This window comes from Candidatus Bathyarchaeota archaeon (assembly GCA_026014735.1).
In the GTDB taxonomy this organism is placed as follows: Archaea; Thermoproteota; Bathyarchaeia; order Bathyarchaeales; family Bathycorpusculaceae; genus Bathycorpusculum.
Window position 1 is genome coordinate 202,625 of sequence record JAOZHT010000001.1, and the last position, 22,924, is coordinate 225,548.

The 22,924-nt window shown below is 52.1% G+C and carries 28 protein-coding genes and 1 other RNA gene; 16 read left to right on the plus strand and 13 right to left on the minus strand.

The genetic code is table 11. The features are described 5' to 3' along the window. Positions 1 to 7: 7 nt before the first annotated feature. On the plus strand, positions 8 to 1,258 hold the full coding sequence (locus NWE93_00955; GenBank protein ID MCW3998791.1) for a hypothetical protein: 1,251 nt from the start codon (positions 8 to 10) through the stop codon (positions 1,256 to 1,258). Positions 1,259 to 1,263: 5 nt separating this feature from the next. Here the strand turns inward: NWE93_00955 and ffs are convergent. Next, positions 1,264 to 1,579, minus strand: an RNA gene (gene ffs / locus NWE93_00960) — signal recognition particle sRNA. Positions 1,580 to 1,666: 87 nt separating this feature from the next. On the opposite strand from ffs, the gene NWE93_00965 reads away from it, so the two are divergent. Further along, a complete protein-coding gene (locus NWE93_00965) occupies positions 1,667 to 1,828 on the plus strand; it encodes a hypothetical protein (GenBank protein ID MCW3998792.1) in 162 nt (53 codons plus the stop codon). Positions 1,829 to 1,936: 108 nt separating this feature from the next. Here NWE93_00965 and trpA read toward each other — a convergent pair whose 3' ends face one another. The 7 genes from trpA to NWE93_01000 form a co-directional block, all read right to left on the minus strand. Next, the gene (trpA, locus tag NWE93_00970; protein MCW3998793.1) at positions 1,937 to 2,737 is read right to left on the minus strand and encodes a tryptophan synthase subunit alpha; all 801 of its coding nucleotides are present in this window, start codon (positions 2,735 to 2,737) and stop codon (positions 1,937 to 1,939) included. Then, on the minus strand, positions 2,734 to 3,930 hold the full coding sequence (trpB, locus tag NWE93_00975; GenBank protein MCW3998794.1) for a tryptophan synthase subunit beta: 1,197 nt from the start codon (positions 3,928 to 3,930) through the stop codon (positions 2,734 to 2,736). The genes trpA and trpB overlap by 4 nt, the downstream gene beginning before the upstream one ends. Further along, positions 3,927 to 4,703, minus strand: coding sequence for an indole-3-glycerol-phosphate synthase (locus NWE93_00980; protein MCW3998795.1), 777 nt, complete (start codon positions 4,701 to 4,703; stop codon positions 3,927 to 3,929). Before NWE93_00980 ends, trpB begins: the two co-directional genes overlap by 4 nt. Then, positions 4,700 to 5,752: an anthranilate phosphoribosyltransferase gene (gene trpD / locus NWE93_00985; protein MCW3998796.1), complete on the minus strand. Its 1,053-nt coding sequence runs from the start codon at positions 5,750 to 5,752 to the stop codon at positions 4,700 to 4,702. Before trpD ends, NWE93_00980 begins: the two co-directional genes overlap by 4 nt. After that, entirely contained in the window at positions 5,749 to 6,333 is a 585-nt protein-coding gene (locus NWE93_00990) for an aminodeoxychorismate/anthranilate synthase component II (GenBank protein ID MCW3998797.1), read from the minus strand. The genes trpD and NWE93_00990 overlap by 4 nt, the downstream gene beginning before the upstream one ends. Then, positions 6,330 to 7,733 (minus strand): anthranilate synthase component I, encoded by a 1,404-nt coding sequence (gene trpE / locus NWE93_00995; protein MCW3998798.1) that lies wholly within the window; start codon positions 7,731 to 7,733, stop codon positions 6,330 to 6,332. The genes NWE93_00990 and trpE overlap by 4 nt, the downstream gene beginning before the upstream one ends. Before the next feature lie 85 nt (positions 7,734 to 7,818). Beyond that, positions 7,819 to 8,139, minus strand: a complete 321-nt coding sequence (locus tag NWE93_01000) for a divalent-cation tolerance protein CutA (protein ID MCW3998799.1) — start codon at positions 8,137 to 8,139, stop codon at positions 7,819 to 7,821. A gap of 71 nt (positions 8,140 to 8,210) precedes the next feature. On the opposite strand from NWE93_01000, the gene NWE93_01005 reads away from it, so the two are divergent. Both NWE93_01005 and NWE93_01010 read left to right on the plus strand, forming a co-directional pair. Next, positions 8,211 to 8,981, plus strand: coding sequence for an archaeal proteasome endopeptidase complex subunit alpha (locus tag NWE93_01005; protein MCW3998800.1), 771 nt, complete (start codon positions 8,211 to 8,213; stop codon positions 8,979 to 8,981). Positions 8,982 to 9,074: 93 nt separating this feature from the next. Next, a complete protein-coding gene (locus NWE93_01010) occupies positions 9,075 to 9,575 on the plus strand; it encodes a DUF5752 family protein (protein ID MCW3998801.1) in 501 nt (166 codons plus the stop codon). Here the strand turns inward: NWE93_01010 and tsaA are convergent. Together tsaA and NWE93_01020 are read right to left on the minus strand one after the other, a co-directional pair. After that, positions 9,572 to 10,030 carry a tRNA (N6-threonylcarbamoyladenosine(37)-N6)-methyltransferase TrmO gene (tsaA, locus tag NWE93_01015; protein MCW3998802.1) on the minus strand — a complete coding sequence of 153 codons (459 nt, stop codon included), beginning with the start codon at positions 10,028 to 10,030 and terminating at the stop codon, positions 9,572 to 9,574. The two genes, NWE93_01010 and tsaA, sit on opposite strands and share 4 nt — an antisense overlap. A 51-nt stretch (positions 10,031 to 10,081) precedes the next feature. Then, positions 10,082 to 10,723: a hypothetical protein gene (locus NWE93_01020; GenBank protein ID MCW3998803.1), complete on the minus strand. Its 642-nt coding sequence runs from the start codon at positions 10,721 to 10,723 to the stop codon at positions 10,082 to 10,084. 286 nt (positions 10,724 to 11,009) lie between these two features. Between NWE93_01020 and NWE93_01025 the strand changes: the two genes are divergently transcribed. Continuing rightward, a complete protein-coding gene (locus NWE93_01025; protein ID MCW3998804.1) occupies positions 11,010 to 11,153 on the plus strand; it encodes a DNA-directed RNA polymerase in 144 nt (47 codons plus the stop codon). A 320-nt stretch (positions 11,154 to 11,473) separates the two neighbouring features. Here the strand turns inward: NWE93_01025 and NWE93_01030 are convergent, their stop codons facing one another. After that, positions 11,474 to 11,653, minus strand: a complete 180-nt coding sequence (locus tag NWE93_01030; protein ID MCW3998805.1) for a hypothetical protein — start codon at positions 11,651 to 11,653, stop codon at positions 11,474 to 11,476. Positions 11,654 to 11,795: 142 nt separating this feature from the next. Here NWE93_01030 and NWE93_01035 point away from each other — a divergent pair, with 142 nt between their 5' ends. From NWE93_01035 to NWE93_01050, 4 genes are all read left to right on the plus strand, one after another. Further along, a complete protein-coding gene (locus NWE93_01035; GenBank protein ID MCW3998806.1) occupies positions 11,796 to 12,575 on the plus strand; it encodes a hypothetical protein in 780 nt (259 codons plus the stop codon). Between the two features lie 174 nt (positions 12,576 to 12,749). Further along, positions 12,750 to 13,439: a glycosyltransferase family 2 protein gene (locus tag NWE93_01040; protein ID MCW3998807.1), complete on the plus strand. Its 690-nt coding sequence runs from the start codon at positions 12,750 to 12,752 to the stop codon at positions 13,437 to 13,439. A gap of 427 nt (positions 13,440 to 13,866) precedes the next feature. Beyond that, a complete protein-coding gene (locus tag NWE93_01045; protein ID MCW3998808.1) occupies positions 13,867 to 14,130 on the plus strand; it encodes a hypothetical protein in 264 nt (87 codons plus the stop codon). 75 nt (positions 14,131 to 14,205) lie between these two features. Then, entirely contained in the window at positions 14,206 to 14,835 is a 630-nt protein-coding gene (locus NWE93_01050; GenBank protein ID MCW3998809.1) for a hypothetical protein, read from the plus strand. 108 nt (positions 14,836 to 14,943) lie between these two features. Here the strand turns inward: NWE93_01050 and NWE93_01055 are convergent, their stop codons facing one another. Beyond that, positions 14,944 to 15,117 carry a hypothetical protein gene (locus NWE93_01055; GenBank protein ID MCW3998810.1) on the minus strand — a complete coding sequence of 58 codons (174 nt, stop codon included), beginning with the start codon at positions 15,115 to 15,117 and terminating at the stop codon, positions 14,944 to 14,946. Between the two features lie 337 nt (positions 15,118 to 15,454). Between NWE93_01055 and rpsJ the strand changes: the two genes are divergently transcribed. Continuing rightward, positions 15,455 to 15,763: a 30S ribosomal protein S10 gene (gene rpsJ / locus NWE93_01060; GenBank protein ID MCW3998811.1), complete on the plus strand. Its 309-nt coding sequence runs from the start codon at positions 15,455 to 15,457 to the stop codon at positions 15,761 to 15,763. Between the two features lie 87 nt (positions 15,764 to 15,850). Then, a complete protein-coding gene (locus NWE93_01065; GenBank protein ID MCW3998812.1) occupies positions 15,851 to 16,018 on the plus strand; it encodes a hypothetical protein in 168 nt (55 codons plus the stop codon). 7 nt (positions 16,019 to 16,025) lie between these two features. On the opposite strand, the gene NWE93_01070 is transcribed toward NWE93_01065, so the two are convergent. Continuing rightward, positions 16,026 to 16,832, minus strand: a complete 807-nt coding sequence (locus NWE93_01070; GenBank protein MCW3998813.1) for a hypothetical protein — start codon at positions 16,830 to 16,832, stop codon at positions 16,026 to 16,028. Positions 16,833 to 16,981: 149 nt separating this feature from the next. On the opposite strand from NWE93_01070, the gene NWE93_01075 reads away from it, so the two are divergent. From NWE93_01075 to NWE93_01095, 5 genes are all read left to right on the plus strand, one after another. Further along, the gene (locus tag NWE93_01075; GenBank protein ID MCW3998814.1) at positions 16,982 to 17,203 is read left to right on the plus strand and encodes a DUF4145 domain-containing protein; all 222 of its coding nucleotides are present in this window, start codon (positions 16,982 to 16,984) and stop codon (positions 17,201 to 17,203) included. Continuing rightward, positions 17,175 to 17,573, plus strand: a complete 399-nt coding sequence (locus NWE93_01080; protein ID MCW3998815.1) for a type II toxin-antitoxin system VapC family toxin — start codon at positions 17,175 to 17,177, stop codon at positions 17,571 to 17,573. The genes NWE93_01075 and NWE93_01080 overlap by 29 nt, the downstream gene beginning before the upstream one ends. Positions 17,574 to 17,662: 89 nt before the next feature. Then, a complete protein-coding gene (locus NWE93_01085) occupies positions 17,663 to 18,874 on the plus strand; it encodes a DNA repair exonuclease (protein ID MCW3998816.1) in 1,212 nt (403 codons plus the stop codon). After that, a complete protein-coding gene (locus tag NWE93_01090) occupies positions 18,871 to 20,964 on the plus strand; it encodes an SMC family ATPase (GenBank protein ID MCW3998817.1) in 2,094 nt (697 codons plus the stop codon). Before NWE93_01085 ends, NWE93_01090 begins: the two co-directional genes overlap by 4 nt. A 422-nt stretch (positions 20,965 to 21,386) precedes the next feature. Beyond that, the gene (locus tag NWE93_01095; protein ID MCW3998818.1) at positions 21,387 to 22,880 is read left to right on the plus strand and encodes a hypothetical protein; all 1,494 of its coding nucleotides are present in this window, start codon (positions 21,387 to 21,389) and stop codon (positions 22,878 to 22,880) included. Positions 22,881 to 22,924: the final 44 nt, after the last annotated feature.

Genomic DNA, 22,924 nt, shown 5'->3' on the forward strand with positions numbered 1-22,924 from the left:
TGAAACTATGGATCGAAAAGCAGTTTTTTCAGGGTTTCTAATCCTAATAATCGCTTTTTCATCAATCCTTATGTTTTCGCAGACCTCATCGGCGCAGGCCAGCGGAACAGACACCAGAGGCAAAATAGCCTCAGATACCACTTGGACTAAAACGGGCAGCCCCTACAGTCTTAGCGGGCCTGTCGCAGTCATGGACGGCGCGACCCTAAGAGTTGAGCCGGGCGTAGTCATCAACCTTAACAGCTACTACATGCAGGTCAACGGCACCTTAACCGCTATAGGCTCAGGCTCGGAGCCAATCTACATTAACGATGGCAGCAGCTTCGACCTTCTTAATCCCTTTGGCCCAGCCGACCCCGCTGGTATAACCTTTTACACCCAAAGCACAGACTGCGCTTTAGACTACGTGGTATTCAATCACACACAAGTTGAGGTGGATAGCGCCGCCAGAATAGCACATTCAAAAGGCGGTTCGGTAATAATCAGCGGCAACCCCACATTAACGGGCAACTCAGAAATGTCAATCACCGCTTTCGGAGGCAGCCCCACAATAACAGGTAACACCCTAAACAGTCGAATCATCATTTATCAGGGTTCACCCATCATAACCAACAACCAAATCGCCTGCAACGGCATGGGGATCTTTTTAGGATTCAAACATGGTCTACTGAAAACCGATACACCCATCATCAACGGCAACACCATAACCGGAACTTTCACGCCAGCTATCTACGTGACTGGTTCAGCAACTGTTCAAAATAACCTTATTGTGGGCTCCGGCAGCTCCATAGGCATCACCGTTAATGGTGGACAGGACGGCGCAGGAGTAATCAGCATCCAGCACAACACCATAGTGGGCTGCCAAACTGGACTACAAATCGGAGAAACAACAGGCACTCTGACATTCAGCAACAACAACATCCAAAACATCACATCCAACTATGTCTACAGCCAATCCTCAAGCAGCTTCAGTCTAGCCAACAACTACTGGGGAACCACAGACACCCAAACAATCAACAACGGCATCTACGACGGCAAATACGACTTCAACATAGGTGACATAACCATAGACCCTATTTTAACCGTGCCAGACCAAACTGCACCCACAGCGCCAACACCCACAAGCACCACCCAACCGACGCCGTCACCCTCCGTCCCCGAATACCCCATCACCGTCATCTTGCTCTTCGCAATTCTTGCAACCACACTAACAGCTTCAGTTTACGCTAAAAAGTCAAAGCCGCGCCTTGAAATTTAGAGTAGCGATGGACCGCTGCGGTTTGACGCCTAGACTCCGCCTGGAGACTTCAAGCCCTACACTCGTACCCGCATCCCCTTGAGCGCATAACGTCCAAACTTAGGTTGCTCTCTCCCGAGCCTAGCCGGGTTCGCCTGCTAAACAACGAAACAGCTTCCCTACGGAAACTGCCCGTTGACCGCCAGCCCCAAAGGACAGATAGTCACTGGTTCGGAGGTGAAACTCCAGGCGGCCTTTGACGCCTCATCCGCAGATGTCAGCCCGTCATGTAGAGGATTTACGGATATAATGGACCCCTGACCCACCGCCTAAGATCCATCGCCGCAAATAGAGTGGCTAGTCCAACTTTAAAACTTATGCCAAAAGGAACAGGTGGCGAGACCTGAAACATCGTTTTTGGTTTGCTGGATGAAAATTCTAATTAAGCATGAAATTGTAGCCACATTGCAGTGGGACGCAATGAGCACAAAAACCAAACTTAGATGCAAAGCCTGTGGTCGACCAATAACCCAGCAGGTCCATGATAACTGCGACGGCATGTGCCTTGAATGCTGGGATGACGAAGGCTAACGGTTAGAGCGCAGCATCCTAGAACATTTTTTTATTTGTCCCATAGATATCGATTTTTTTAGATTGAATGTCAACTCAACCTAAAAATTATGCCAAAAAAAATGGGCGTTAGGTTTTCGCTGCGGTTTTGAGGGCGGAACCGGCGGCATGGAGCTGGCTAAGCATGTCGGGTTGGTTTTGGGCGATGATGTTGATGAATGCGCTGCCCACGATGACTGCGTCTGCGCCTGCCCCGATGACCCGCTGAACATGCTCGGGCTTGGAGATGCCAAACCCAACTGCCAATGGCACCTTCCCCTCTGTGTAGGGCTGCACCCTTCGGATAAGCTGCACTGTCGAATCCGCCATGCTGCTCTGGGCACCCGTGACGCCGAACCGCGACACCAAATACAGAAAACCTGAGGAGGCATCCACGATTCTGCTCAGGCGCTCATTTGAGGTAGCTGGAGACGCAAGGAAAACGGTGTCCAAGCCCTGCGCCGCCGCGGCTCTGCGGTAATCCGAGGCTTCCTCCACGGGCAAGTCGGGCACGATGAAGCCGTCTACGCCCGCATTTTTGGCTGCTGTCAGGAAACCGTCGAGTCCAACGTGCAATATGGGGTTGTAGTAGGTCATGATTACCAGCGGGATGTCATGCTGCGCTTTGATTTCAGCTGCGATCTCCAACACCCGCATCGGCGTAGTACCCGCGTTCAGTGCGCGTAGGCTCGCATCTTGGATTGTTGGCCCATCCGCTATGGGGTCGGAAAAGGGCAGCCCAAGCTCAAGTATGTCTACGCCGCCCCGTATGAGGGCATCGGCGATTTTGGGGGTCTGCTCGGGAGTGGGGTCGCCTGCGGTTATGTAGCCGATCAGCAAACCCTGTCTTGCCGCTTTGGCTTTCTGGAAGATTTGGCTTATTTTACTCATATTTCTGCACCTATGAATTTCGCTATGGTTTCCACGTCTTTGTCGCCGCGTCCCGAAAGGGTCACGACGACGGATTGATCTTTGCGCATCTGAGGCGCCAGCTTCACCGCATATGCCAGTGCATGCGAAGACTCCAACGCGGGGAGGATGCCTTCTTCTTTGCAGAGCAAAAGGAAAGCGTCGGCGGCTTCTTTGTCGGTTGCGTAAGCGTACTCTGCCCGCCGAATGGTTTTGAGGAACGAATGTTCGGGTCCCACGCCGGGGTAATCGAGTCCCGCGGAGAGGCTGGTGGTGTTCTGGATTTGCCCGTTTTTGTCCTGCAGTATGTAGGTGTACATGCCATGGAAGACGCCTTCGCTGCCCGCAGCCAACGTCGCCGCATGCCGCCCTGACTCGATGCCTTCGCCTGCGGCTTCTACGCCGATGAGCTTCACGTCCAAATCGTCTTCGAAGGGATAAAACGTGCCCATCGCGTTGCTGCCGCCGCCCACGCAGGCCACCAATGCATCTGGGATGCCGCCGGTTTTGGCTTTGAATTGCTGCTTGATTTCTTTGCCAATTACGCTTTGGAAGTCCCGCACAATCATCGGGTAAGGATGCGGCCCCATCGTTGAGCCGATGAGGTAATATGTGCTTTCAAGGTTGGTTACCCAGTCGCGGAATGCCTCGTTGATGCTGTCCTTGAGCGTTTTGGAGCCGGATTCAACCGGGTGCACCTCGGCATCCATCAGTTTCATGCGGAAAACATTTAGTCTCTGCCGCTCGCAGTCCTCGGTGCCCATAAACACTACGGCTTTAAGCCCCAAAGCTGCGCAGGCAATAGCTGTTGCCACGCCATGCTGCCCCGCGCCTGTCTCGGCGATAACCCGGTTTTTGCCCATCCGCTTAGCCAGCAGCGCCTGACCCAGCGTGTTGTTGATTTTATGTGCGCCTCCATGGGCGAGGTCTTCACGTTTAAGGTAGATTTTTGCCCCGCCCAGCTTGCGGGTGAGGTTCTCGGCAAGGTAGAGCGGTGTCGGTCGCCCCACGAATTCAGCCAGGTAATAGTCGAGTTGCCGCTGGAACTGGGGGTCAGCTTTGGCTTCCAAGTAGGCTTTTTCAAGTTGGGTGATGGCTTCCATGAGGATTTCGGGGACAAAGCGTCCGCCGTATTTACCGTATTTGCCATCGACTGGGTAGCTGCTTAACTTCATGCTTGCACAAACTCCTTAACTTTCAATTCAACATTCTCAGTTACCATGATGCTTGAGCCAACCAAAAACCCGTCTGCGCCGCATCCGCGGAGAAACTGCAGGTCAGAGGCCGTTTGGATGCCGCTTTCCGATATCACGGTTTTGCCGTGTTTGCCTTGACGCTGTAGGATGGTTTTGGTGGTGTCTAAGTTGATTTTCAGCGTCGCTAAATCCCGGTTGTTGATGCCTACCAAATCCGCTTTGGTCTGGACCGCTTTTAGGTACTCCTCTTGGGTGTGCGCCTCCAGCAGCACCTCCAGTCCGTAGCCGTGCGCATCCGCGATTGCCTCGTCAACGCCAAATGCACAGTAGCCCCGCTCAAAAAGCGCCTCAATCAGCAACACCGCATTAGCGCCCAGCTTGGAGGCGACCTCGATTTGTTTGTGCACCAAAACAATATCCTTCATGAGGATAGGCAAATTTGTGGCTGATCGCGCTTGGCTAAGCGCCGATAGGGAACCGTTGAAGTGTTTGGGTTCAGTGAGCACCGATAACCCTGCGGCGCCGCCCCGCTGCATCGCATGCGCCAGCGCTGAGGCATCTATGCTGCCGCGGATGGCGCCGGCGGAGGGGGAAGCCGCCTTAATTTCCGCTATAACCGCGTTGGCTTTAGCCGTTAAAACCGCTGCTTTGAGGCTGGCGCGGACGGGCTTTACGGTTCGGTAATGCTTGTAGTATCCGCCTTCGATGCTGTCTAAGGCATCCTTTGCGAGCATGTCTAGGAAATCTGTCATTGCTGCTCATACTCCTCAAGCTTCTGCAAGTCTCCACCTGACAATTCAACTAATCTCCTTAGTTTACTGTAAGCAGCACCGCTTTTGATAGATTTTTGGGCAAGCTCCCTGCCCTCCCCAAACGATGCGGCTTTTCCGCCCACCATGATGCCTGCGGCGGCGTTGACCAGCACAATGTCGGCTTTCGCCGTGCCCAAGTCCTCGCCGGCGATGATTTTAAGCGTAACCCGCGCGCTTTCTATCGCCGAGTGGCATTGCAGGCTGGCAACCTCAGCTTTTTTTACCCCCAAATCCCTCGGTGACAGCGTGGTTTCTGTGACTTGGCCGTCTTTTAAGTGGGCAACCGCGGTTTTCCCAACCGTGGAAATTTCGTCGAGCCCATCGAGGCCATGCACCACCATTGCTTCTTGGCAGCCCAGCTTTCCCAGCGCCGATGCCAGCGGAACCGCAAGTTTAGAGTCGTAGACGCCTAAAAGTTGCGAGGAGGCGTTAGCGGGGTTAGTTAAGGGTCCAAGCATGTTGAAGACGGTTCGGATGCCGATTTCGCGTCTCACCGGCGCCACGTGTTTCATGGCTGGGTGGAAGGCTGGTGCAAACATGAAGCCCACGCCGACCTCCTCGATGGCGGCTTCAATTGTTTCCGGCGATTGGGATAGGTTGAATCCCAGCTGCTCCAGCACATCGGCGCTGCCGCTGCAGGAGGTGACGGAGCGGTTGCCATGCTTAGCCACTGCAACGCCTGCGCCTGCAATCACAAACGCGGCGGCGGTGCTCACGTTAAAGGTTTTGAGTTTGTCACCGCCTGTGCCGCAGGTGTCCACTAGGCGCCCCGCGACTTTGGGGTGGATTTGGCGGCAGTGCATGCGCATCACGGAGGCGAAGGCGTAGAGTTCCTCTGCGGATTCGCCCTTGAGGCGTAGCGCGGTGAGGAATGATGCGGTTTGGGCGCTGGTGGCTTGTCCAGTCATGATTTCCGCCATAACCGCTTCAGCCTCGCTGGTGCTGAGGGATTTGCCTTCCATCAGCTGGGCTATGCTTTGCTGTATCATGGCTTTGCCTCCAGAAAGTTATGGATGATTGTTTTGCCGTCTTCGCAAAGTATGGATTCAGGGTGAAATTGGACTCCGTAAATGGGGTATTTTCGGTGGCGTACCCCCATGATTTCGCTGTCGTCGATGGCTTCAGCGATGATTTCAAGGCAACCTGGGATGCTGCTGCGTTCCCCAGCCAGCGAGTGGTATCTTGTGGCGTTGAAGGGGTTGCGGACTCCGCGGAAGATGCCTTCGCCGCTGTGGCGTATGCTGCAGGTTTTGCCATGCATGAGTTTTTTTGCGTGGATGACTTTGCCGCCGTAGCTGTAGATTATGCCCTGATGGCCAAGGCAAACGCCCAAGGTTGGAATGTCTGGGCTGAGGGTTTGGAGGATGGCTTTGCAGACGCCGAAGAATTTGTCGTCTTCTGGGTTGCCTGGGCCAGGCGAGATGACGATGCGGTCAGGCTTGAGCTTTGCGGCTTCCTCAAGCGTGATTTGGTCGTTTCTGTAAACCACCACTTCGGCGCCTTGCTCACCGATGTACTGGACGAGGTTGTAGACGAAGCTGTCATAGTTGTCGATTACCAAAACTTTCATTGAATTTTGCCTCCTGATGCATGCTGCAGCGCCTTCATGAGCGCTTCAGCTTTGTGTTCGGTTTCAACCCACTCTTTTTCGGGCACTGAATCTGCCACGATGCCTGCGCCCGCTTGGATATAGGCGGTGTTGCCTTCGGCGAAGAGGGTGCGGATGGTTATGGCGAAGTCTGCGTTGCCGTTGCAGCTAAAATAGCCTACGGCGCCTGCGTATGGTCCACGATGGGATGGTTCAAGTTCCTCGATGATTTCCATAGCTCGGACTTTTGGGGCGCCAGAAACTGTGCCCGCTGGAAAAACCGCCTTTAGTGCATCAAAGCTTTCTAAACCATCTTTGAGGTCGCCGACGACTTGGGAAACGATGTGCTGGACATGGCTGAACTGGTGAACCTGCATGAATTCGGGGACGGAGACGCTGCCGTTTTTGCTGATTCTGCCGATGTCGTTTCGCGCTAAATCCACGAGCATCACATGTTCAGCGCGTTCCTTTTCGTCCATCAGTAGCTCCTCGCCCAGGCGCCTGTTCTCCGCGGGATCCGCCGTGTAGGGTACGGTGCCTGCGATTGGGAAAGTCATGACTTTACGTTTGTCTACACGTATTAGCATCTCGGGGCTGGCACCTACGATTTGGCGGCTGCCCGATTTGTAGAAGAACATATAGGGTGAAGGGTTGATTTGGCGTAGGCTCCGATAGAAGCTGAGTAGGCTGCCGCTGAAGCTGAATTGGAAGCGTTTGGAAGGCACAACCTGGAAGATGTCGCCTTCAACGATGTACTTTTTAGCTTTTGCCACTGCAGCCTCAAAATCAGCCTTTCCGACATTAACGCTGGGCGCGGTGAAACTGAAATCTTCCTCCCCCGCAGGCGCCTCACTTAGCAGGGCCTCCAGCGCCTTCAGCCGATTTTCGCCCCGAAAATAGTAGTAAGCCTGATTTATGGTATGGTCAAAAACAACGCCATCCTCAAAAATCCCCATATCCACATCAGGGAACCCTAACACATCGGGTTTGTGGGATGGCACCTTTTCGATGTAGCGGATTGCATCGTAGCTTATGTATCCCAATGCGCCGCCGACGAATCGGAAATCCACCATGTCGTTGGCGTAGGGTGCCATGTGCTGCTGTATGGTTTGGAGGGGGTCGCTGGTTTGCTGGGTGGTGGTTTTGCCTGTTTGTGTGTCGGTTATGGTTAGGTTGCCGTTTTTGGCGGTTATGGTGGTTTTGGGGTCGAAGCCTATGAAGCTGTATTGGGCGAGTTTCTTGGGTCCTTCGATGGATTCAAGGAGGTAGGCGGTTGGGTATTTCTGGTGGAGTTTTGAGAATAAGGTGAGGGGCTGGTTTGTGTAGTTAAATTTGAGGTAGTTTAATGGTTTGGTTGGTGTTGGCGTGCTGCCAAAGGCGATTCCCCATTTTGATCATGCTCCAGTATAGTTCACAACCATACAGCAACGTATTATTTAAGGCTTGTCTGAACAGAAATGTACATGGCTACTTGAGGGTACTCCCCAACCAAGCCAAATAATCCGCCGAACCCGCCACCACAGGCAACGCCAAAACCTCCGGTACCTCATAACTATGCAGCGCCTTCACCCTCACCGCCACTTCCCCAAACAAATCCGCCCTTGACTTCATCACCACCAAGCACTCCTCAGTGCGGTCGATTTTGCCCATCCAGCTAAAGCAGGACACCACTGGGCTGATGATGTTGGCGCAGGCAATCAGCTTCTCGCTAAGGAGGGTTTGGCTGATTTTTTCGGCTTCCGTCTGATCTTTTGTGGTGACTAAAACGATGATGAACTCAGAATTCAAAGTTATACCTAAATGTAATCTGCGGTTTGGTCGTAAAATAGTTGCCTCTTTGTTGGTGCATGCTTATATGGGTGTCAACTCACGTTCTCTATCAGCTTAAAGAGGTTAACGATATGGCTGCATTTGCTAGACCGGGAGCATACGACTACACAAACACTACCTTCTCGCCTGACGGGCGACTTTACCAGGTTGAGTACGCGATGGAATTAGTTAACCGCGGAGCAACAATAGTGGGCATTCAATGCGTTGACGGCGTGGTTTTGGGTTCTGAAGAAAACAATGAAGAGCTTGAGGAAAATGGCAGTTCATGGAAGATATTTCCCATAGACCAGCATATCGGGGCAGTCATCGTCGGTTTAAGTTCCGACGCACGAGTGCTAATCAAGCAAGCCCGCATAGACGCCCAAAGCAACAGGTTAACCTACGATGAACCCATCGACGTGGAAACGGTGACCTCAAAAATCTGTGACGCCCAACAGGTCTACACGCAGCATGGCGGCGGCCGACCTTTCGGCGTTTCGATGATTTTGGGCGGTGTAGACAAATCCGGTGTACATGTCATCGCAACCCACCCCAGCGGTACGTACCGTGGATACAAAGCCACTGCGCAGGGCGCTGGCAGAGAAACCGCCTTAGCAATTCTTCAAGAGCAGTACCGTTCAGGATTAACGCTTCAGGAAGGCACAGTGTTGGCTGTGAAATGCTTGGTTAAAGCACTCAAGGCACGGCAGTTGCCGCTGGGAATCAAAATCGCGGTTGTGCCCACCTCAACCAAGACGCTGAGTATGTTGCCAGACGATACAGTGGCAGGCTACATCAAAGAGGTAAATTCAAACACCTAAACCCCCTGATGGTTCACCCATAAAATTCGAGTAATCGATGGATTGACACATTTAAATTACTCGTTTTCCATCTTTAGTATCGAGGCGACGTTCTTGAATGAGGAGCACCTTAAAATTCTAAAGACCATGCATGAAGCCACAAGCCGCATGGACATCAACATGTTCGCGCAAGCCATCAACCTGACCCCCAACCAAACGATGGCTCAAGTGCAAAAGCTAGCTGCCGAGGGCTTTCTGCACCGGGTCGGCGCAGGCTACGGCTTAACCGAGAAAGGCAAAAACGCCCTCAAACTCTCCCAGCAGGTGCCCGAGGATAAATCCTTCCAGTTCTACATCGGCATGGATTTGCCGCTGGGTTTTAGCGCACGTTCCCTGGAGGAATTCTATCGGTTGGCAAGGCAGGTGTGTTCTGACTCGCTTGATTTCCACCTTTATCGCGGCGACTTTGAAGGTTGGTTCCGCAGTGTGCTGGGGGATGGGGAGTTGGCGGATGAAGTGGCGGCTTTGAAGGCGGAGGCGCTTAATGGTGAGGCTCTGCGTAAGGCGCTGCTTAAAGTCATCGATGCACGCTACGGCATAAATGAGTTGCTTTAGGGTTCAGTGTAGAGTTTAATCCACCAGTTCGGCGCATACGCTTTTTCGGGTTTATCGTAGGGGTCATAGGGTTTGATGTCAAGGATTGGGGTGCCGTCGAATGCATCTAAGCCCTGAACGGTTAAAACGTTGCCTTCGACTTTTACGAGTTCAACGATGGTTAACCCCACGGGGTTGGGGCGAAACATGGTTCGGGTGCCAAAGAGCCCCATGAGGGGTAAATCCGCTTTGGCTTTAGGGTGTATCTGCATGTTTATAGGCTGATCTTTTGGCAGCTGGTTGAAGTAGAAGAGCACATAGATGTGGGAAAACCCCTCCAATCCCCGCAGAGCCATCGACAGCTGCGGCTGCAGGACAAGCTGGGAGGTGACCGATGAGGATTTGACTTCCTCTTTGGAGGCTGCGGTTTTCACGTAGCCGATGGGATGCAGGATAATTTGCGGGTTAGAAGACATGTTCTCGCCTATCCAGTGGAGACAACTGGCCTATTTAAGGGTCAGGGCAGCTTAGGAAATCGTGGCGAGCGGCTTAACCGCCGTGGACTCCTGCACGTTAAGTTGACCGTTTTTGCCCAGCCGCAACTGTTTTTCGCCGCGGAAAAGGCACACCTGCGCATTTTTAAGTTCAAAGCAGTCGCCGATGTTGATGGAGCCGATTTGGCCTTCCCAGAGGCACAGCTTGATCCTGCCGGTTTCATCCCCGACCAAAGCGTTTACGACCATGACGGTGTTTCCGAATTGGGTATGCACCTGTGCAGGCTTGGGGATTTCGATAACTTGGGCTTTGATGTTTATGTGCTTCATGCCTGCGCGTAAGTCGTTGATGTGGCAGTAGACGGCTTCGGTGTTTTGTTTAGCGATTTTCTTTTTGATTTTGTCGGTGCTCATCCAGCTTTCAAAGGGGTTGTCTTTGCGGAGCAGGAATTGTTCTTGGACGCGGAACTGCGCGACGACATCGTTGTCTTTGGTTATGAGGAAGATGGTTTCGCCCTTGACTTTGCCGCGGTACTCGATGGTTAGGGTGCCGCAGGTGGATTTTTCGTTTTTGCTGGCTTGGACGAGGGCTTGGAAGACTTCGTTGGGGTAAATGCTGTATTTTACTGACAGCAAAGCCAAATGTTCGCCTAAAGTGGATTTTTTCTGCCTCAATTAGCCTCTCTTATCCCTGCGGTTGTTATGAGAAAAAGCAGCTTGTTAGACCGCGTTTCGTTCTTTTTCTCATGATGTAGCTTCACTATATGGGTGTTCTTACTATATTAGGTTGACTATTCATGCTCTGGGCGCCTAGGGCTTTGGTTGGTGAGCGTTTAGGCGTGTTGCTGCACGTTTTTTGTGTCGGCGGAATCGGCTAATTTATAAGCCTCGAGTTGTTTTATGTGGAGGTAATGCGCGGAGAAATCTACGCAGCAATATAGTAGGAGTTGAAACAGCTAAAATGTCATATGGTAACAGAGAGATGCACAAGGCAACTTGCGCCGACTGCGGAAAAGAATGTGATGTTCCTTTCAAGCCAGACGGAACAAGGCCAGTGTATTGCCGAGAATGCTACTCTAAACGTAGACCACCACGAAGATACTAAGCGTAAGTCTTGGCATCTTTCCATAAAGTAAATTTTCTTTTTTATTTTTTGTAATTAATTTTTTGCGCTCTGCTGCTCCATTCCCTATAGCCCCCTCTATTTATAGTCTCAATGAATGTTAACTGCTCGGTTTGGTTTGCCAACAAATGCGGTATATGTGCGTAATGGCTTGGTTGAGTGTTGAAGAATACAGCTGGGGAGTGGGCAGTTGCCGCCAAAAGCTGTCGGAAAAAATTTGCTTCACCAGTTTCTGTTTGCGACGGCGATATGCAAGGTGTCTTGGTAGTCTAACTTGTTGTTCATTGATTCTACAGCGTTTGCTAGGTGACCTCTAAATAGTAATGTTGCTTCCATCGTTTCTCTATTTTCTCTCTTCCGTATTGATCGAGGTCTTCAGGCCATTCTTTTGCGTGTACTATGCCGTAGTATTTATCAGCTGTGGACTTTGCGTTCGCTCTTGGTTTTTTAGGCATTCTTGAGTCGCCTTTCTCTATCGTCAACTATAACTCTGCCCAGACTAATATTTGGCCTGAAATTAAAGATTCCCAACTAATCTGATCCCCAGCCCAGCTCCTGAGAAACATGAGCGCTAAATTCTTAAGCGTAGCTTGGCATGAAGATACCTGACAGGAGCAATCCAGTTTGAAGCAGTTTCTCTTAACTCCAGCGGCGGGCAAACGCCTCATCGCCAAAACCCTTGCCAATCACCCAGCCATACGCAAAGCCGTCAAAAGCGGAGTCGTCGTGGTCGTGGCAGGAACCACCAACGGCTACGTCGCCGAAGAAATCCTCAAAAACTACCGACTCGCCGACGACTTCTCCCGCAGGCACTTCTTCCGCGGCTTAAATTTGCCCCATAATCTGCCCGTGACGGCAGAGGGCAGGCTGACCGATGAAAGCAAGTTTCCCGGAGACGTCGTCATTGACCACGGCGTGTGGCAACGCGGCAAATCGCTGGGCGACGTTGTGGATAGCCTCCGTGAGGGCGACGTCATCGTTAAGGGCGCCAACGCGCTGGATTTAGCTCATAGGCAAGCGGCGGTGCTGGTGGGTCACCCCAAAGCAGGAACCATCGGCTTAGCCATACCTGCCATCGTGGGGCGACGTGTACACCTCATCGTGCCCGTTGGACTCGAAAAACGCATTGACGGCAACCTAGATGAGCTTGCCTCAAAGCTTAACTCGCCCGGCGCAGGCGGCTACCGACTAATGCCCTTGCCCGCGGCGGAAATCTTCACTGAACTCGACGCTTTGGCGGCTTTGACGGCGGCGAATGTGGAGTTGATTGCGGCAGGCGGCGTCTGCGGTGCGGAGGGGGCTGTGTGGCTGGCGGTAAGCGGTGAACCTGAGCAGGAGGAGTTTGCGGCGCAGGTTATCGCGTCGGTGGAGAATGAAGCGCCCTTCACCGCTGACCTTCTGTAACTTGAAGTGCGTTGCCTCTGGCTAATCAGCGGGCTTGGGCTTGGCTGATAGTCCTTTTTTGGGCATATTCTTTTTTCTGCAATATTTTGGCTTTTTTCTTAGGGCTTTAAAAGCCTGTTTCCCAGAGTAAAAGGTTAGGAATCGATAAGCAGGAATGTTTTCGAGGTATTCTTCATGGAACTAAATTCTAGCATATCCGTAGTTATTGCAACCTTAAACGAGGAAGCAGGGATAGGCCCCACCGTAGATGAAATGCAGAAAGTTTTAGTTAACCCCTACTTGGTCGTGGTTGACGGCAACAGCGTCGACCGGACTATAGAGATCGCCAAGAACAGAGGCGCCGACGTTATGCTCCAGCAGGGCAAAGGAAAAGGCGACGCCATGTTCCAGGGCATGAAGGGCTTAACCTCCAAGGTACCCTACATCGTGTTCACCGACGCAGACTACACTTACCCGGCGGAGTATGTTCCTGAAATGCTTGAGATACTGGACCGCGAACCAGACGTCGGCATGGTCATCGGTAACCGCTTTAAAGGTAACTATAACACTTCTAAGTCCGTTTTTAACCCGTTTTATGTTGGGAATAAGCTTTTGGCTTTTGCTCAGCTAGTTATGAATGGTGTTAAGCTTGAAGATCCACTGTCGGGTTTGCGGGTGGTGCGCAGCGAGGTTGTGGATGGCTGGCACCCTAAGAGTAAGGGTTTTGATGTTGAAGCCGAGATGAATGCGCTTGTAGAACGCAAAGGATACCGCATCGTTGAGGTCCCCATCGATTACCGCAGCCGGATGGGCGAAAAGAAGCTCAAGCTCCGACATGGCCTAGGCATCATGAAGCGCATCTTCTCTGAATCTTTCACCTACTAACCTAACCCCTTGAGGTAGCGGCACAAAGAGCACAATAGGGCCCCAGTGGGCAAAATCAGGTTTTGGCGGTTCATATTTCATCCAGAATGCTTCCGCCGCATCAGATTCTATATAGTTTATTTTGATATCTATAGATTATTTGTGCAACTCTTAATACTTTTCGAGCGTCAATATAGTTCGCCGAGAAATTGCAAGCCAACAACAAGTGTGTAGAGCCGCTCGGCGAATCCCGCTCGATAGACCGAGTAATCCCGAGTAGTTCCCTTTTCTGCCCAATTGTCGGGCGCGGATTCGCTGAGCAATCAATTTTTGCCCAATCAGCTGCGTGATGGTTTAGACCGGTTATTTCGGATACTGTTTCTGTTTCCAGTTTATCCCTTCACAAATATTAAGTATCAATAAAGCAGCAGTTTACTTTGCGGTAACCATGACGCTAACCATAGACGCCAAAACCACCATCCGCATACGCCTGCTAATTCACAGCGCAGGCCTCAGCTGTCTAGGCGGCGCCATCTTCCTGCAGATTCTGGTGTTCACCAACATTCTGGGGCAGGGCTACTTTAGGGCAGTGGAAACCAATTCCTCCATCCTTGCCTTCGAGTTGTTTCTGACGGCTTTCACCGCGGTTTACTTCATCTATCTCTACCAGGGCACAATCCGCCAGGCTCTTAAGGGCCACCCTTCCCGTTAGGTCTTAATCTGCAACATCAACATACCCTGAAACGCATGGGAAACTTCAAAAGTAACCCAAAGCCATTGATGAATAATGATTCCTGTTCTAAACGTTAATTGGCAAAGCCCAGCAACCGACTATTCCCCCAGCGAACGCGACGCAGACGTGCTCTCGCTGCTGGAAACCGAAGACCTCTCCGTCTTCACCTTCGATGGGCTTAAACGCAGAACAGGCCTTCACCCCGAAATCCTCTCCCGCATCCTCAATCGTCTAGAAGAGGAAGGCATAGTCAAAAAGGAAAGCGACGGCTACCGCGTAACCCCCAAAATCACGCAGCTAAAACTCCAGCCCCCTCGCACCGAAGTTCCCTCTACGCCGCTTATCCAGACGTTTCTGCCCTCGGATCTGCTGACGGCTCAGCTTATTGTTTCGCTTCGGGGCAAATGGTTTGGGTCTTTGCGGTGGATGGGTATGTCTGAGAACAGCCGGGGCGTGACCCTTAAATGGATAACGGAGGATGGCGCGATCCAGATTGCCGCTAACATCCAGGGGACAGCGCTTAACATAGAAGCCAAGTTCTTAACCAGCAACAACCTTAACGCGGCGCTTAAAGCCTCCTATCAGCTTATGTCGCTTATCGGCAAATTATGCATTGTTTCCAGTCGCCCTGCTGTTGCCCAAAACGTCGGGTACTTCGGCGGCGGCTACTACATGCCTGCTTAGCTGATTCTAGCAAGCAAGCGCCAACAGAAACCCACATGGGGATTTTCTTTAAATTATTCAGAAAAAAGAAGTATGGATGTTAATTGTTTTTTCTTGTTTGGAGCCGAGTTACTGGATTGCCGATATGAGGCACACCCTGCCGGGGCTGGGAAATACGCTGGAGTTGTCGATTAGGTGTGCGGTGCCGTCGGGGCAGTAGACTTTGTCGCCTGGTACGGCTCGCCGGTAACGTGTGATGCATTCTTTTAGTTTGGAGCATCCGTCACAGTCTCTTGAGAGCATTTTTGTTTCATCTCCACTTATTCAATTTTTAATGCCTCTGCGCCGCCTATAGAGGTAGCCCATATAAAATATATAGTGAATATAGACAAATATGGTTAAAATCTCCAAAACCAGCATCCAAAACACTAAATACAGCGTCAAAGCAAACACGAAACATCACCCGGCAGCAACCCACCGCTGAAGCCTCGGCTGCGCGGAGCAGAAAAGTTGCCTCGAAGAACTCCCCTGTTGAGTGCAGGGTTTATCTTTGTGCGACGAAAGGTTTTAATGTCCCCTTTAAGTCTCATAGGTGCACCAACGTATATTAAACGGCAAAACAATGGATTGATGGACCAATATGGTTAGAAAAGCAAGAATACGCCTCACAAGCACCGATTACGAGAAACTAGAAGAGGTTTGCGGAGAACTCCGAAGCATCGCCCAGAAAACAGGCGTAAAAATGAACGGTCCAGTCCCGCTACCGACTAAGCGCCTACGTGTCCCAGTCCTAAAAGCGCCCTCCGGCTCGGGCACCGCCACGTGGGACAGATGGGAAATGCGCATCCACAAGCGCCTCATCGACATCGACTCAGAAGAGCGTGTCATGCGCCGCATCATGCGTATCCGTGTACCTGAAGAGGTCCACGTTACAATCGAGCTAATCTAAAAACCCCTTTAACTTTTTAGTAATCGCTTCTCCCCTTCAGCGTACGCTTTAAATTCCCTTATTGCATGCAGCTTTTGAGGTGAACCTTTGAAGGAATGGCGATGCATAATAGTTGGGCACCACGATAACGTGGGCAGTGCGATTGCGGAGTGGGAAGCGCAGGGATGGCGGCTGCATACCTATAATACGGCCGGCATGGGCGGCACTTACAATTACACCGTTAACCATTACTTGCTGTTTGTCCGCGGCGAATAAGCCTCATCTAGAAGAAAACCAGCCAGCCCGTAATCGCCGTTAAAACCGCTGCGGGAATAAACGCTGCTACCCAAACCGCTTTGTTGAGCATGAATATCTTGTATCCATCCAGGATTCCAAAGGGAACAAGGTTAAAGATAGACATAAACGCGTTTAAGTAGGCTGCAAACACAAACACCAGGGTATATTCGCTGAAGGGTAATCCGAAAACAAGCGCAAGAAACGTCGTGGCAAGTATCATGTTGGTTATGACGCCTGCAACAGAGATTTTCACCATATCCTTAGCGGTGGGCGCGTTACCTCCAATCATCATCGCGCCGGGTGCAATCAGCTTGAAGGGCAAAAACACCGCGGCAAACGTTAAAACCGCTCCCCAGGTGGTTAATCGGAACTCTGCCCACATGCCGGCTTTCTGCGCGTAAACCTTGTGGGCGATTTCATGCACCAGAAAAGACGCCGTTAGAATCAATGCGAAAGCTGATATGGCAAGCCAGCTCCAGCTGAAACTGTAGAGCGCCATCGAGTAGCCGATTCCGATGACTAGCGCCGCTGCGATTGCGATGTGTTTGAGTTCTTTTTGGCTCCAGCGTATGTGGTATTTGGGTTTGTAGCTGTCGGGGCCAAGCGCGTAGCTGTAGTTGTAGCTGTTATATGCCTGCTGAGTCATCACCCGCTGCTGCGTCTGCGATTTGGCGTTGCTGATTCCTCGGCACAGGTGGTTTTCTGGCAGGCGGTGTGCACTGCAGAATTGTCCACCGCAGAAGGGACAGCGGAACGGCATCATGGTTTCTGTGTCGCAGACTTGGCATTTCATCGTTCTGGCGCCTTTTCCATGTTAATGGAAAGGGTATCTTATATTTTTACGCCAAAAAATTCCTCAATTTGCTGGATTTTTGCGTGGTGTCGTTATTCTTAAATACGCTGTATACAATATTGTCTTATCTGTATACGAAGGATGGATTGATGACAACCGAAGTCTTATCTGTTAGAGTCAAAAAAGGACTTAAAGACGAGGCAGAAAAATTGGGAATAGACGTTAAAGCAGTCGTGGAAAAGACCTTAACAGACTTGGTAGCTAACAAAAAATCAAAAGCGCAGCAAATCGCTAAGGAACTTCAAGAAGCCATGGACGTTACACCGGAAGAGTGGGCTGCCGATGTCAGAGCGACAAGGGACGAAATGTAAGTTTCTAATAGATACATCCGCGCTCTATCCTCTGCTGCTTTCAGGCGTTCCCCTTAACGCCGAGGATTATGCAGTAAGCGCCTTAACCAAGTATGAAATCGGGAATGTATTGTGGAAAGAAACCCGGCAGGGCAGGATGAAAAACCCTCAGTTAGCCACAACAGCTTTCTCAAAAGCAATGCAGACATTAACCGTTCTTGAACTTGACTCGATAGCTAACGTCTTGGCGCTTGCAATAGAGCGAAACCTCGCTTTCTACGATGCTTCCTATGCGTATTTAGCTGAAAAAGAAGGCTTAAAACTAGTTACACAAGATACCGAGTTACTAAAGAAATGCAAAGTCGCTATTTCAAAAGAACAAATACTGTAGGCAACCGCCCTCCCCCATATTGAACAGCTAGGGCATAAATGCTTTAAAATAACCGAGCCATAACAGAGAGCAGGAAATAGAGGGGAGTCTTGCCGCTGAAGCCATTTAGCTTTATCCACGCATCCGACCTGCATCTGGGTTACTCACAGTACGGCCTGGAAGCCCGCCGCCAAGACTTCGACAACGCCTTTAGCGAACTCGTCGAGAAAGCCCTCGAACTAAAACCTGACTTCATAATTATCGCCGGCGACCTCTTCCATCAGCCCCGCCCCAGCAACCACACCTTGGAAAACACCATCCGCAGCTTCAAACGCCTCAAAGACGCCCAAATCCCCGTTTTAACCGTCGACGGCAGCCACGACTCGGCGCCCAACACCATAACCAGCACCATCCTCTACCCCCTCGACAGCGCCGGCTTAATCTATCATCTGCCACGGCACCGCGGCGCATGCTGGAGCCTCCCGGGCTGCTGCTACGTCTATGGTATCCCTAACTACCATAACCGCCACAAAACCGACGAGGCCCTGCCCCGCTTCATGGAGGAAAACCCCCCCTCCCCCCAGACGGGCCTAGTCAACGTCTTTGTTCTGCATGGCGCCGTTGATTTGCCTGAGGTAAAGCCCCCTTACATCGAGGCTGAAATCAGCCCTGATTTGCTACCCGGCGGCTTTTGCTACTATGCGGCGGGGCATGTGCATGACCGCTACAGTTGCAGCTTCAAAGATGGCAGGCTAGTGTACAGCGGATGCACCGAAACCGTCAGCTACGGCGAAGCACAAATCCAGAAGGGCTTCTACCATGTCCACGTGGACGCGTATGGGCAGGTTAAACCTGAGCTTGTTGAGCTTACCACGCCGCGGCATTTTCTTATTCTGGAACAGGATTTCTCGGGGATGGCGGCTGCATCAATCACCGAGCAGGCAGCGCAGATGGTGCGGGAAGCCGACGAAGCCGACGCAGTAATCATCCCCGTTTTGAAGGGCATTTTGCCCGCGGAGGCCAGCCGCACCGAGGTGGATGTGCCTAAAATCCGCTGCGCCGCCCAGAAAGCGCTGCTGGTGCATCCTATCGTGCAGCTTAAGGAAACCGCGGTTGCCGACGAGGTGGTGCGCTCCATTTTCGAGGCGGAATTCAAGGACCTGCGAACCAAGGCACATGAGTATTTTGTGCAGATATTTTCTGACCGCTACGGCCCGGAGGAAGCTGAGCGAATCGCTAAGGGCGCGTTGGCGCTGATTGAGCCGCTTACCCGCAAACAAGACGAGAAGGTTAAGCAAGCCATCGAGGAGTTGACGCAGTGAAAATCGACGTCGTGCAGCTTGAGAACATACGCAGCCACACCAAATCCACCGTGCCCTTCACAAGGGGCTTTAACTGCGTCGTCGGCGGGGTAGGCTGCGGCAAATCCAGTTTGCTCTACGCCGTGGATTTTGCGCTCTTCGGAGACACAATCGGCAGCAAAAGCTTTGAGTATCTGCTCCGCGAGGGCGCTGAGGCATGCAGGGTTACTTTGCAGTTTACCCAAAACGGCGGAACCTACAAGCTTACGCGGGGACTGCGGAGAAGGGGCAAAAGCATCACTCAGGAGCCCGAGCAGCTTCGGCTCTACCAGGACGAGCAGCTCCTGGCCAGCATGAAAAACGAAGCCATCGCCGAGCAGCTTAAAGCCATCACGGGGCTGGACAGGGAGCTTTACCGCGAAATCGTCTGGTTCCGCCAGGAACACCTAAAAGAGCTGCTGGATGCTACGCCAAGGGATAGGCAGCGTAAACTCGATGGGCTGTTTGGTTTATCTGACTACGAGGTAGCATGGAGCGGTATAGCCCAGTATCAACGTGACTACGAAACCGAAAAGCGCGTCTACGAAAAAGACCCCGATGTCAACGGCATCGAAAAACTCAACGCGGAATACAACCGTGCCAGCGAGGAATTCACGTTGCTGGAGATGGAGCTGGAGGAGGCCGCCCAGAAACTCGCAGTGGCAAAGCATCTGCTGGAGGACGCCGAGGGCAACCTGCGGCGGATGGAGGAGAAAAAACTCGCCATCGAGGAGCTTAAGCGCAGAGAAGCCCGCCTCAACGCAGACATCGCTAACGTGACGCGGAATCTGTCTTCGCTTGCAGAGCGGGTTGAGGGCAAAAAAACCATACTTGCGAATTTGCAGTCCCGGCAGGTTTCGCTGGATAGTCAAGCTAAGCTGTGTCTGGGCAAACTTGAAGCCTCAGGGTTGCCTACAAACCTGCCTACCGAGCAGATATCGCTGTATCTATCTGGGTTTGATGAAAAAATCACTTCTATGCGTGCCGAGCAGGAAGCCACTTCTCGGAGTATCCAGCAGGACCAGAAGCGGCTGACGCAGCTCGGCAACGGCGAAGGCGAATGTCCCCTGTGCAGTCAGCCCCTATCAGGCGATTATCGAACCGAGCTTTTACACACTATCCAGTATGAGAATGTCGAGCGGCAAAAAGTCATCAACCGCCTCCGATTAGACGTTGCTGACCTGCAGAAGGCTAAATCAGTTGCCAACGATGCCTACCTGAACCTGCAAACCTGCCTAACCAACAGCGCCAACCTGAAGGCGCGGATCACCGAGGAGGAAGGCAACCTCAAAAACCTCGCCGGCGAACTTGAAGAGCAGCAACGCCAAGACGCGGTCCAGAGGCGCGAACTTGAGTTGCTTGTGGCTGAAATCGCCAAGTTTGACCTCTCTGAGTTGGAGGCGGCTAAGGGCAAAAAAGAGCAGGCACTGCGGGGAGTGTATTCGGTGGAGTCGGAGCTGCGCACCAAAGAGAACCGCAAATCCGATTTGTCCCGCCGCTTAGACGACACCAAAGAGCGCATTGACGCTGCGCAGGTGAAGCTGGACCGCATGGACAAGATCCGGCGGACCGTGGAGCTTCTGGGCGCCGTCCGTGATGCCTACCGTAGCATCCAGCCTAGGCTCCGCGGCGAATTCGTGAAGGTTCTACGCAGTTTTGTCCAGCAGATTCTTGACAGTTTAGTCGGCGGCGAAGCCCCCATGCTTAACGTGGTTATAGATGAATCCTACACGCCCTACGTTAGGAGCGAGGCGGGGGTGGACCGTGAAGTAGCAAACCTCTCTGGCGGCGAACGTACCCTTATGGCGTTTGCTTACCGCTTGGGGCTGGGGCAGCTGATTATGCAGAACCGCACGGGGCATGGGTTGAGCATGCTTATGCTTGATGAACCCACCGAGAATTTAGGCAGCGAAGACGGCAGCATCGAGCGGCTGGCGGAGGCTATTAGCCGATTCAAGGCGATTGAGCAGATTGTGGCGGTGACGCATAGTGAAGCCTTTGCAGCTAAGGGCGACCACGTGGTGGTCCTGGAGAAGGAAGCGGGTATTAGTAAGCTTTCGATTGAGCGGTGATTCGGGCTTTTTTTGGAATAAGTGCGCTTGCTTAATTGCTTGGTATGCATTTGCTGATGCGCTGCCTCGTTTGCTTATCCCTGAGGTTAATTTATGCGAATTGGCGTTCGCATCCATGCCTAATTGGCTTTGCTAAATCAAGAGCCAAAACGCAGCCTCCCTCTCGCCGCTGTGTTGAGCTTGGCAAAATCTGCAAACCTGGCTTTTCAAAAACCCTTAATTTCTATCCTCCCACATGGAGGCTGATATTGCAGCGTAGACTTCAACTCTTCCCCTGCAGAGTCGCAGCCGGTTAAGAAGGCTCAATTGGTATCTAGGAAAGGAAAAAAATTGGCAACCAAAACATCTCCAACTTCACATTCAGCAGGCAGATTCGGTGCCCGCGAAATTTCAGTTTACAGTTCCATGCAGGTTGAGCAGCCATGATTACCGTAACCTCTTTTGTTGCTCCCCTCATCGTCTTCTTCTCCGCCATGGTTATCGGCGCATTATTCAGCCTACTCCCCATAAAACCCCCCCAACGCAAACCCATCCCCCTGGTCTTCTTCGGCATGATAGCGGGTGTGCTCTCGTTTGTGTTGGCAGCGTGGTTTAGCGGCGCCATCTACTCGCTTTGGCTTTTCCAGAGCTTCGCGGCGCTATTTACCGAAGTAGGCATAGCGATAATCAAGTATAACTCTCAGCTAGTCGCCCTGGTCATTTTGGTGGCGGCAATCGAGGTGGGTTTAGCAGCGGGTTTTGGCATAGCTTTCAAGCTTGATTCCAACCGAAAACAGGAATCAGCAAATGGAAAAGACGCAGCAGCTCCCTTATCAAACGGCAACATCGCTGCCCCGCTTGCCCAGCCCCAATCCGCCGTCTCCCCCGTCGGCATGGACGAGGACATAATTGGCGCCGCTGAGGATCAAGCTCTCCGCAGAGACGAGCAAAGCATGATGGAGCTTTTCCTCTACGGCAAAGTCAACCAGATCGTACCCACCGTTGACCCCACTAAACCGGAAGGTTACAGCTATGAGGGTATTCCGCAGCTTGATTGGGACACCAAGCATTCACGTCAGGTTCTGGATGCGCTTGTACGCAAGGGCTTCCTCACCGCGGAACTCACTGACAAAGTCATCGTCTGCGGCACCTGCGGTTCAGGCAGCATCCGCATAAGAAAAACCTGCCCCGAATGCAACTCGCTGCGTCTGCATAAAGAAGCCCTCATCGAGCACTTCGCCTGCGGCGCGGTGGAGCGGCAAAGCGCCTTTGAAACCAAAACCGGCGATTTAATCTGCCCTAAATGCAAAGCTAAACTCAACCTCATCGGCTCCGACTACCGCATGCTGCCGCCAGCCTACAAATGCGCCAGCTGCAACAGCCTAAACAGCGAACCCCAGCTGATCATCAAATGCGACGACTGCGGCGCAACCGCCGACATCGACGATGAACCCGAAATCTTCCTCTACAAATACGCCGCCAACCCCCAGTTGCCCCTAAAGGAACTCCAGCAAATCAAACCCGTCGACGTCTGCGCCAAATACTTCAAGTCGCTGGGCTACAGCATCGTTGCCCCCGCGGTGGTTAGCGGCCGCTCGGGCACCCAGCATCTCTTTGATATGTTGGTTTTGGGCAGAGTCGGCTGGGTTGACCCCCAACAGAACGGGAATATGCCTCAGAAACCCGACAACGGCAACACCGCAGTGGAGGTAGTCATCTCAGGCAAACCCGTTAAACTCGAGGAGATCACGCGGATATACGGCAAAATCAGCGACATCGACAGCGACTTTCTGCTCTTCGTTATCCCGGGCCTTACGCCCAGCGCACGGAACTATGCGGAGGCATATGGAATGAAGGTTAGTGTTGGCAAAAACATCGAGGAAGCCTTGGCGAATTCCAAAATCCCCAAAGCCAACGGTGGAGAAGAAAAACCATGAGTACCCCCGACGCAGCCGCCTCAACCTATCCTTTTCCGGTTGAT